This window comes from Methanospirillum sp., from assembly GCF_035406105.1.
GTDB lineage: Archaea > Halobacteriota > Methanomicrobia > Methanomicrobiales > Methanospirillaceae > Methanospirillum.
On sequence record NZ_DAONKG010000088.1, the window covers coordinates 1 to 9,476 of the forward strand.

9 protein-coding genes are annotated in these 9,476 nt (G+C 48.8%); 7 read left to right on the forward strand and 2 right to left on the reverse strand.

Annotation, left to right across the window (positions count from 1 at the left end):
• Positions 1 to 65 precede the first annotated feature (65 nt).
• The 5 genes from hemC (at position 66) to PLA23_RS06745 (ending at position 4,995) form a co-directional block, all read left to right on the forward strand.
• Complete coding sequence (gene hemC / locus PLA23_RS06725; RefSeq protein ID WP_324329011.1) at positions 66 to 953, forward strand: hydroxymethylbilane synthase; 888 nt, start codon at positions 66 to 68, stop codon at positions 951 to 953.
• Complete coding sequence (cobA, locus tag PLA23_RS06730; RefSeq protein WP_324329013.1) at positions 946 to 1,698, forward strand: uroporphyrinogen-III C-methyltransferase; 753 nt, start codon at positions 946 to 948, stop codon at positions 1,696 to 1,698. The genes hemC and cobA overlap by 8 nt, the downstream gene beginning before the upstream one ends.
• Positions 1,699 to 1,872: 174 nt before the next feature.
• On the forward strand, positions 1,873 to 2,823 hold the full coding sequence (locus tag PLA23_RS06735) for a PPC domain-containing protein (protein WP_324474554.1): 951 nt from the start codon (positions 1,873 to 1,875) through the stop codon (positions 2,821 to 2,823).
• Positions 2,824 to 2,957: 134 nt separating this feature from the next.
• Positions 2,958 to 3,950: a hypothetical protein gene (locus PLA23_RS06740; protein ID WP_324474555.1), complete on the forward strand. Its 993-nt coding sequence runs from the start codon at positions 2,958 to 2,960 to the stop codon at positions 3,948 to 3,950.
• A gap of 22 nt (positions 3,951 to 3,972) precedes the next feature.
• On the forward strand, positions 3,973 to 4,995 hold the full coding sequence (locus tag PLA23_RS06745; RefSeq protein ID WP_324474556.1) for a hypothetical protein: 1,023 nt from the start codon (positions 3,973 to 3,975) through the stop codon (positions 4,993 to 4,995).
• Positions 4,996 to 5,031: 36 nt separating this feature from the next.
• Here the strand turns inward: PLA23_RS06745 and PLA23_RS06750 are convergent, their stop codons facing one another.
• Positions 5,032 to 6,291 carry a DUF1015 domain-containing protein gene (locus PLA23_RS06750; RefSeq protein WP_324329019.1) on the reverse strand — a complete coding sequence of 420 codons (1,260 nt, stop codon included), beginning with the start codon at positions 6,289 to 6,291 and terminating at the stop codon, positions 5,032 to 5,034.
• Positions 6,292 to 6,363: 72 nt separating this feature from the next.
• Between PLA23_RS06750 and rimI the strand changes: the two genes are divergently transcribed.
• Complete coding sequence (gene rimI / locus PLA23_RS06755) at positions 6,364 to 6,828, forward strand: ribosomal protein S18-alanine N-acetyltransferase (RefSeq protein WP_324474557.1); 465 nt, start codon at positions 6,364 to 6,366, stop codon at positions 6,826 to 6,828.
• An 82-nt stretch (positions 6,829 to 6,910) separates the two neighbouring features.
• Complete coding sequence (locus PLA23_RS06760; protein WP_324474559.1) at positions 6,911 to 7,825, forward strand: CAP domain-containing protein; 915 nt, start codon at positions 6,911 to 6,913, stop codon at positions 7,823 to 7,825.
• 3 nt (positions 7,826 to 7,828) lie between these two features.
• Here the strand turns inward: PLA23_RS06760 and PLA23_RS06765 are convergent.
• The coding region (locus PLA23_RS06765) for a methyl-accepting chemotaxis protein (RefSeq protein ID WP_324474560.1) at positions 7,829 to 9,476 on the reverse strand (1,648 nt) is incomplete at its 5' end.

Below are 9,476 nucleotides of genomic sequence, written 5' to 3' on the forward strand. Positions count from 1 at the left end.
ACAAACTTTCTCTCAGTAGCCCATTCTGATTCGGATGTTGAATACCTCTCTTCGGCGTATGCATCATGCCTCTCCGGGTAGGTACCAGGGCGTCACAGCTCGCCCGGGCTCAGGCTGAAAAAGTCTGTAGTCTGCTGCATGATCTGGGAGAGGAGACTGAGCTGGTGTTCATCTCGACCGCCGGTGACGAACAGACCGGCGTTCCCCTCCATGAGATCGGCGGACAGGGAGTATTTGTCAGGGCTCTTGATGATGCCCTTAAGCAGAAGCGGATCGATCTTGCGGTTCATTCGATGAAAGATATCCCGGCGGCACGGCCGGCAGGTCTTATTACCGCGGCTATTCTGCCCCGTGATTCTCCGTGTGATTTCATCGTTACGGACCATGATCTGACTGATATTACGATTCTTGGGACCTCCAGCACACGACGAACCGCTCAGTGTCGTCGCAATCTCCCCTGGACTGCTATTAAGCCACTCCGGGGAAATGTGGATACCCGGCTCTCAAAGCTCAGGAGTGGTGTGTATGATGGAATTCTGCTTGCAAAAGCAGGTCTTGAACGGCTCTCCCTGAACCTTTCTGGATACGAGCTAGACCCGCACCTGCATGTGCCATCACCAAATCAGGGGACGATTGCAGTCGTTACCAGAACGGATCCAGAAATAACGGATATCATATCCGGACTGGATGATCAAAAAACCCGGATTGATACGATGCTTGAACGAAGGGTTATGGAGGTGATCGGTGGAGGATGCTTTACTCCGCTTGGTATTTACTGTCATGACCGGCTGATGATTGCAGAGGTTCTCTCCCTTGAAGGTGACCGGAGCTTCAGACGGAAGCGGACCCTTGCAGATATTGATGACGCGGTCAGATTTGGTCAGGAAGTACGGGAGAAGGCAGGAGATTTGATCAATGAGGCGTACCAGAGGCTGGGAATAACACATGAATGATAAAGGAAGAGTATACCTTGTCGGTTCAGGACCGGGTGGACTGAACCTTATGACACGCCGGGCACGTGAGGTTCTGGACATGGCGGAGGTCATCCTCTATGACCAGTTGCCGGGTGATGAGATACTGGCCAGTCTTCCGGCACATGCTGAGAAGATAGATGTCGGGAAGTATGGGGATAATCACACCCTCGAGCAGGATGAGATAGAGAATCTGATGGTCTCATATGCAAACGAGGGTCGGAAGGTTGTCAGATTAAAGGGTGGAGATCCGTTTCTTTTCGGACGGGGCGGCGAAGAGCTGGAGACGCTGAGGGCGCATAACATACCGGTGGAAGTTGTACCTGGCGTGACGAGTGCCATCGCAGTTCCGGCATCGGTTGGAATACCGGTAACCCACCGGAGATTTGCATCACAGGTAACCATTCTGACGGGGAATGAGGATCCGACAAAAGAGGAATCGGCTATAGACTGGGAGTGGCTTGCACGGTCACGGGGCACGATCGTTATCCTGATGGGTGTGAAAAACCTTGGCAAAATTGCGAAATTTCTGGTTGATCACGGAATGGATGGTGCAACCCCTGTTGCTGTCATTGAGCGCGGACTTCGGCCTGATCAGCGTGAGACGATAGGGATACTGAATACCATCGCTGAATTAGCACTTGAACGCAAGGTCCGTCCGCCTGCAGTAATAGTGATAGGTGGCGTGGTCTCACTCTACACCGGTGAGCATGTGATAACCAGGTAAACCTTTTTTCTGTTTATCTCCATTCGCTTCCCTGGCGCCTTGGATATGGTCATTCATAGTGCCTTTTCCTTTTTGTAAAAAACTCTGTACTCCTGATATTTCCTGACAACAAGCCTTATAAGGTCACATATGAGAGTATGTTTCATCACAAGGCAATACGCCTTGAGGAGTGGAATGATGAGAACCTTCTGGAAAATTGGCATCACCTGTCTGATGCTTATCGTATGTGCTCTGGTGGCAGTATCAGTATCAGCGGAAGAGATGAGTGTATTAAGTGAACAACAGGCATCACTCTGGCAGGGTCAGACTTCTCAGGTGTATGAAGTCACCTTAAACTGTCCGGGAACGGCAACGGTGGTCTCCAGCTATGGTGCCCGGTTTGATCTCTATGCAAAGAAGAAGTGGGGATATGGTTCCTGTCCTTCACCCAATTCAATCCTGTACAATTATGATAAAGTAGCATACGGGTACAGCGGAACGGCAACCATGACCCTTGAAGCAGGTACCTGGTGTCTTGTGGTATACGGATTCTCCGGTAGTGGCTCATACTCCCTGCGGGTTACCTCTACCTGTCCGTATCCGACTCCGTATCCAACCCCGTATCCGACCCCCTGTGGTGTTTATAAGTCAGATACCAGGACCGGATTCTTAAACCAGGGTCAGGCGGCAGTCTATGGGTATTATATCCCGACTGACGGGCGTTCAAAGATTGAATGGTCAATGAGCTCATCAGGCGGTGGCAGCACCCCGATCATCGTGGCATCTGCAGGACCGTCAGTTGAAAGCAGCTCATACGGTGGCAGTACCTTTGATCTGTATGTCTTCAAGGACTGCAATCCGCAGAATTCATACTGCAACACCCGGTACTACTCCTATGGCCCCAATGCCTATGTATCAGTCGCTCCACCGCAGAGTGGTTCAACCTACTATGTAATGGTCTATGCCCGCAGTGGCAGTGGAACGTTTAATCTGAAGATGAACAGTTACAAGTGTGGCACAACGCCGATCATCGTTGCATCTGCCGGAATGGAGGCAGCCATGTCAACCGCATCAGTTGCATCGGATGATACCGGATCTGGTTCAGAAGTATCTGCTCCATCTGCAGATATAGTTATTAATCAATGATTCAGCCGGAATAATCTCCGGAATCTCTTTTTTTGTTCCGGAATTTCGGAACATGGATTTATTCAAAAGAATTATCAGATCCGGTACGGAAGTTACAAAGAAAGCAAGGCATCTGCCTTGAGGAGGATTTCATTATGAAGAAAATATGGTATACCGGAATAGCTCTCCTGATACTTATCGTCTGTGCCCTGGTGGTATCATCAGCCAGTGCATACACAACCGACTTTCCAAAGTCGTACAGGCTCTGGCAGGGCTCATCGGCAATGCATGAAATCGGGGTGAGCGGGTACTGTGGTTCACAAATCACGGTCCAGTCACCCTATGGTGCAGCATTTGATCTCTATGCAATGAAAAATTATGGATCTCCCGGGACCTGTCCCTCAAATGAGTACATCATGTCTCATTACGACAAATTTGCCTATGCAAGCGGTCTTGGGGGGACTGCTACCCTGTATCTGGATCAGGGCCTGTGGTGCGTTGTCGTCTATGCCAGATCCGGCAGTGGTACGGCATACGTAACCGCTGATACCAACTGCTTCCCGCCAGGTCCGATCCCCTCATCCCCCCCGGTGCCAATCCCAGGGCCATGCAGTCCATACAAGACGGTTGATCGATCCGGATTCCTCTATCCAGGTCAGGCTGCAGTCTATGGGTATTATATTCCAACAGACGGGCGATCCCAGATCGAATGGATTCTGACCGGATCTGGCAGTGGTTCAACCCCGATCATCATCTCTTCGATGGCCGGTCAGGTCTTTAGCGGCAGCGCATTTAATCCGAACTTTGATATCTATGTGTTTAAGGACTGTAACCCCCAGTATTCGTACTGCAACACCAATTACTATGCCAACGGCCCGAATGCGTATGTTTCGATCTCAAACCCTCAGCGTGGTTCCACCTATTACGTAATGGTCTATGCACGCAGTGGCAGTGGATCGTATAATTTGAGGATGAACAGCTACAAGTGCTTTGGAGACACTCCAATTATCGTTGCATCAGCACCGGTGGTTGCCACATCCTCTTCGGTTGCCATCTCAAGTGTGGGAACCGGATCCGGAGCTGATACTGCCGTAACTACTTCAGTTGCAGCTCCAACGGCTGAATTTGTTCCGGTTTCAACGGAATAACTCTCTTTTTTCAGACGTTCATTTGGTAAGATTCATTACCCTGATGCTCAAGATCACACAGGAAGAGCTGGATGGGTCACGTATGAAAAATAAGAAAAAATTATTCATTTTCCTTTTCGCTTTCATGCTAATCTCGCTGCCATGTTTCGTATGTGGCGCGTCATCGGAAGCATTTACCAATGCCCTGTATGCCGGACAGAATAAAATGTATACAATTCAGGTTCCCTGCACTGCAACAATCTCTCTATCAGGAGATCAGGGGAGTGAATTTTCTCTGTATGCAAAAAAGGCTTCAAGTACGTGGGTCCCATCCGCCATTCATGTAACCAGGAATGCGGATGTAAGTTCCCCAAAACCTGCTTCATCACAGAAGATCCATCTTGAATCAGGAGAATGGTTTGTTGTTGTTGAATCGATGAAGGGATTTGCTGAGTATACGATTGTCATTGATAAAGAGTGCCCGATAACAACCACCTGTTACGGAGGGCCCTGTTACAATCAGGCAGACTGTGCTCCGGCAATGGTGTACCGGGATAATATTCAGACCGGATTTTTAAATGCCGGTGAATCGAAGACATTTGCGTACCGGCTCACGGGGAACCGTTCCTTTGTTGAATGGGTCCTGTCAGGTCCGTGTGATGACAGTGCCCCCCTGATGCAGACTTCTTCTGATGTGAATCTGTTTACGACCAGGAATTGCGAGCCTGATCTCGATCTTTTTGTATACGAGGCATGCAATCCAAAGTATAATCCCTGTGTTGCAATCGCTGCGGATATCGGCCTTGGAAGTAATGCGTATGTCGGAATTTCCCATCCTGATGAACAGAAACTCTACTATGTGAAGATTTATGGAAAACGCGGAAGCGGGAATTACCGCCTGACGGCACGGTCATACACCGGAAAGGACATGATGATTGCAGGAATTAAACCTTCAGAGTATGCCGGGTATATCGCATCAGTCACCGATGTGAAGGCTCCGGATGATCTGAATGTCACGATTCCGGTACCGCCGACAGCCTACACCATCAAGGCAGCGGAACTCTGAAAAAGAGATTTTTATCTTTTTAAAAAAATGAATAGTTTATTCAAGAAGATGAATCAACAACCCGCTTAATAATTTTGGTTCAAACCAGGTTGATTTTGGTGGCATAATACCCCCGGCATCTGCAATTGAAAAGACGGTTCTGACATCCACCGGCTGCATGGCGATGGCTGCAGCATATTCTCCGCTGTCTACCTTTGTCATCAGGTCACGAACCGGCCGGGCTCCTCCAAGATACCAAAGCCGTGGATCCCCTCGTGGATCGGTTATACCAAGGAAAGGGATCAGAATCTGTTCCTGCAGAACACTCACATCAAGAGCTCTGATATCGGTTATCTTCGGATTGCGGGGGATGACACATTCATACCATTTTCCTTTCAGGTACAGATGAAAGACATGGTCATTTCCTCCGCCTATCTTTGGAACAAGGGTAAACTGCGCCCGGTCTGCATCCCCATACAACGTCACGTGGGCAATGTCAGAGATTTTTTTCAAAAAATTGTCCGGTGTCAGGGGGGCGAGATCAGTAAGCAATCTGCTGTATCCATGAACCTTAACCTCGTCCTCGGCAAAGACCACTGCCAGAACATGATGGGTCTCCTCCGGGACTTTTCCTCCGCCCTGTGATCTTTTCTCAACAACATTCACTGCCGACTTGCACCGGTGATGACCGTCGGCGATATAGAGTGCCGGAATGGAGACAAATATTTCATACAGACGGGTAAGATCTGCCTCATCGGTTATCGTGAATATCTCATGGACACTCCCGTTCGCCGCTTGTGCTACCATATCTGGTTCACGGGATTCGGTTGACCTCTTCAGGATTGCCCGGATCTCAGCATGCGTGCCATGAAGAAGCACAACCGGTCCGGTGTTGGCATTCATCGCATCGATATGTCTGGTCCGGTCCTCCTCTTTGTCATATCTTGTCAGCTCATGCCTGCGAATCTCACCACTTTCATATTCCCTGGTATCTGCACAGCAGGCAAGACCGGTATAAGTTCTTTGGCCATCATGAACCCGATAAACATACATCGCAGCCGTTTCATCCTGAATAAAGAGGCCGGAATCAAGATATTCATCAAAAATCTTCCTGGATAGTTCGTATACTTCTGATGAATACGGGTCTTTGTCTGGTAATAGTGCATCAGCCCTGCTAATTCGCAGAAAACTGAGCGGATTCTTTTCTATAATCTCCCGTGCTTCATCAGCACTCACGACATCATATGGGACGGCAGCGATTTCTTCGGCCTTTCCAGGGGCAGGCCGCACTGCTTTAAAAGGATATATATGAACCATAAGACACCAGGTGTTCTTACCTATTTTCCCTTGTTTCTATATGATAACACTGACAGATAAGTACAGGCTTTGATGCAGGAAAGAAGTCTTTGGATACGAAAGATGGCTCAAGGTGATATTTCAGCAGTACAGGAGATTGAGAAGAGTTCTTTTCCTGATCCCTGGGCGCGTGAAACGCTCGAGGAGGCTATAGAAACCTTTTCAGACACCGTGTTCATTGCTGAATCGTCAGGTTCCATCTGTGGGTATATTATCTGCGGGGTTGAGGATACCGGTGAGGAGCGGTACGGACATATCTGTAGTCTTGCCGTACATCCGGATATGCGATGCAGGGGTATCGGGACCAGGCTGGTCAGAAGGGCAGAACAAGCCGCCATGATACAAAAGGCCACCGCCATGCAGCTGGAAGTCCGGGTATCCAATACAAACGCCATTCAGTTCTATACAAAACTCGGGTATGAGCCGGTTTTTCAGATATGCGGATATTATGCAGATACTGAGGATGCTATTGTAATGATGCGATGGTTCCGGTTTTAGCTGACCGGAAACCTGAATGGTTTTTACCTCCGACAATATCTGGCATAATCAACTGGCAGTACATATGTGTGATAACAATCGTATGTTTCGTTTTTTCATTGGGGCATTCTTTCTTCTGATCATTCCATGGTATGTTGCCGGCGAGGATACAGCAGCAGATATGAGCCTTATATCATTGGATGTTCAGCCCTCTTCTGCACCTGGCAGCCCATTTTTTGCAAGCGTCACTGCAGTAAATAATGGTCAGATGATCTCGATGAGCAGGAAAGTAACTTTTTACCTCTCCTCTGATGAGAATATCACTCCCCAGGATTATGCGATGGGCTCGGTGCAGTTCTCATTCCTTCGCCCCGGAGAAACAGCTCATCGTGAACTGCTTACAACGATTCCTGATACTATTCCGCCGGGGAATTATACCGCCGGGGCAATCCTTGGTCAGGGGTTTTCGCTCACTCCGGATCCGTGTCCGGAGAATGATGTCATATCCCAGGGGACGGTAGCAATAGAGAGAACCTACAAAAGGCCTCAGGAATGGTTCTCGGAGAAGATTGCAGAGATCATTCTCAACCTTTCGAATGATGAACGAGCCCTTCGAAATCTCCCCGCTCTGGTTCGCGATCCTGCTCTTGATGATATTGCCCGTGAACATAGCAAGGATATGGCAAAGCGGAACTTTTTTGATCACACCAATCCGGACGGTGAGGATCCGGCTGACCGGGCAGATCGCCATCACTATAATCAGTTCCGCATTCTGCCTGATGGGAGGGAATTTTATGGTATCGGAGAGAATATTGTCAAGATTCCGGTCGAGAAAAATGTCTACGGGTTTGGGGAAATTCGAAATGATGATCCCTATGAGATAGCACAGGTGGCCATTGAGTCCTTCATGGACAGTCCTCCGCACAAAGAAGCACTTCTTCTTCCTGCTCATGAAAAGATTGGGATTGGGGTGGCATTTGATGGTGAATACTACTATGCCACCCAGAATTTTTTCTAATATTTAAATTTTAAATGCCTGAATCTGGGTTCGAAGTTCGCTCGTAAGACCTTCAACCTCAACAATAGCACTGTTGATCTCCTGGACCGAAGCGCTTACGGATTCGGCCAGGGCAGAGAGTTCTTCGATCTGGGAAAGGTTTTCACTCGTAAGATTAATCCCTTCCTGGGCAGTATTGACGACGGCTGTTGCTATGTTTGCCTGGTCCTCAATGGCTCGGACGATCTCTCCCATATCTCTTGTCACTTCGGATGCGCCACTAACCATGATGTTTAAAGACTCAATCGTCTTATTCACACTCTCAACACCGACAGCAATCTCCGAGTGTGAGGACCGGATCGCAGTGGAGGTCTTCTCACTGCTTCGCTGAATTGCGGTGATCACGTCGCTGATGTGGTCGGTTGCCTTTCTGGCATCTGCGGCCAGATTTTTGACCTCACCTGCGACAACTGCAAATCCCCTTCCTGCATCTCCTGCCCGGGCAGCTTCAATTGCGGCATTCAGGGCAAGGAGATTGATCTGTCCGGCAATATCGTTGATCATCTTCACGATCTTATTGATCTCCCGAATCTGTGAGTTGAGTTCTTCAATATCCTCAACACTCTCCTGGGCGATCTTCATGACCAGACTCATCTTCTCGTTTGCTTCATTGCCAAGGGCCTGTGCCTCGCTCCCCCGTGTGGCAACATCTCTGGCATGACGAAGGATCTCCTGACTGGTGCTGGTGATCTCTTCGTTGGATGCTGAGAGGGTTGAGATCTGATTGGTGATATCCTCCATATGCGAGATGAGGTTCTTTCCTATCTCTGAGGACTGCATGGTATTGCGGGCTACAGCCTGCGTTGCTCGTGCAATGTCAGATGATCCCTTACTTATCTCGCCCATATTCTCCGAGACGCTTGTTGAGACCCGACTCACTTCCTGCAGGGCTTTTCGGAGTGCGGCAATGGTCTTGTTTGCGTTCTCTTTTACTGCTATGAGCGGATCATTCTCTCGTTTTGGGATCTCAGTTGTCATATCTCCTTTTGATACAAGGGCAAATGCATCTCCGATATCCTGTGCAGCAAGATCAAGCAGCCTCGCATGTTCTTCAGCCTCTTGTATCATTCGCTGGATCTCCTGCTCCTTTTTAATCTCGTTTGTCTTGTCCTTGTATGTGGACATAATGCTGACAACTTCATGGTGCTTATCAAGGAGTGGGATGATATCCTGTTCTATATGATGGATCCCTGTTGGAAAATCGACTTTCAGTTGGCCGGTCACTGCTTTTTTGGATCTAAGTGCATCGCGAAGGCCCTGTCCGCTCTTTTCAAGTACCTTAAAGTCGTTTGCCCGCATGGTAAGAAGCTGCTGCTCCGTATATCCACTCATCTCAATAAATGATTCATTTACCTTCAGAATCTTAAGATCCAGATCCATGAGGAGGAGGGGCAGCGGGTTTTGGTTTATCATGGTCATTTCCTGCTGCTGGAGCTCTTTGATCGTCTCCATCTGCTCCCTCATCTCACGTTCTGCCCGTTTTCTCTCGCTGATATCACGAAATGTTGCCTGAATCCGTGGCCCCTCCGGAAGAGTGAGCAGGGTGAAGGTAAGCTCGGCGTCAAAGGATGTGCCATCAAATCTGTTCAGAATGCATTCAAGATTCTGGGCG

What these genes read in the sequence shown, in the direction of transcription:
- PLA23_RS06750 (WP_324329019.1), bottom strand. Translation starts at nt 6,291, where the DNA reads ATGGTTCATATATATCCTTTTAAAGCAGTGCGGCCTGCCCCTGGAAAG.
- PLA23_RS06760 (WP_324474559.1), top strand. Translation starts at nt 6,911, where the DNA reads ATGTTTCGTTTTTTCATTGGGGCATTCTTTCTTCTGATCATTCCATGG.
- hemC (WP_324329011.1), top strand. Translation starts at nt 66, where the DNA reads ATGCCTCTCCGGGTAGGTACCAGGGCGTCACAGCTCGCCCGGGCTCAG.
- PLA23_RS06740 (WP_324474555.1), top strand. Translation starts at nt 2,958, where the DNA reads ATGAAGAAAATATGGTATACCGGAATAGCTCTCCTGATACTTATCGTC.
- rimI (WP_324474557.1), top strand. Translation starts at nt 6,364, where the DNA reads ATGCAGGAAAGAAGTCTTTGGATACGAAAGATGGCTCAAGGTGATATT.
- cobA (WP_324329013.1), top strand. Translation starts at nt 946, where the DNA reads ATGAATGATAAAGGAAGAGTATACCTTGTCGGTTCAGGACCGGGTGGA.
- PLA23_RS06735 (WP_324474554.1), top strand. Translation starts at nt 1,873, where the DNA reads ATGATGAGAACCTTCTGGAAAATTGGCATCACCTGTCTGATGCTTATC.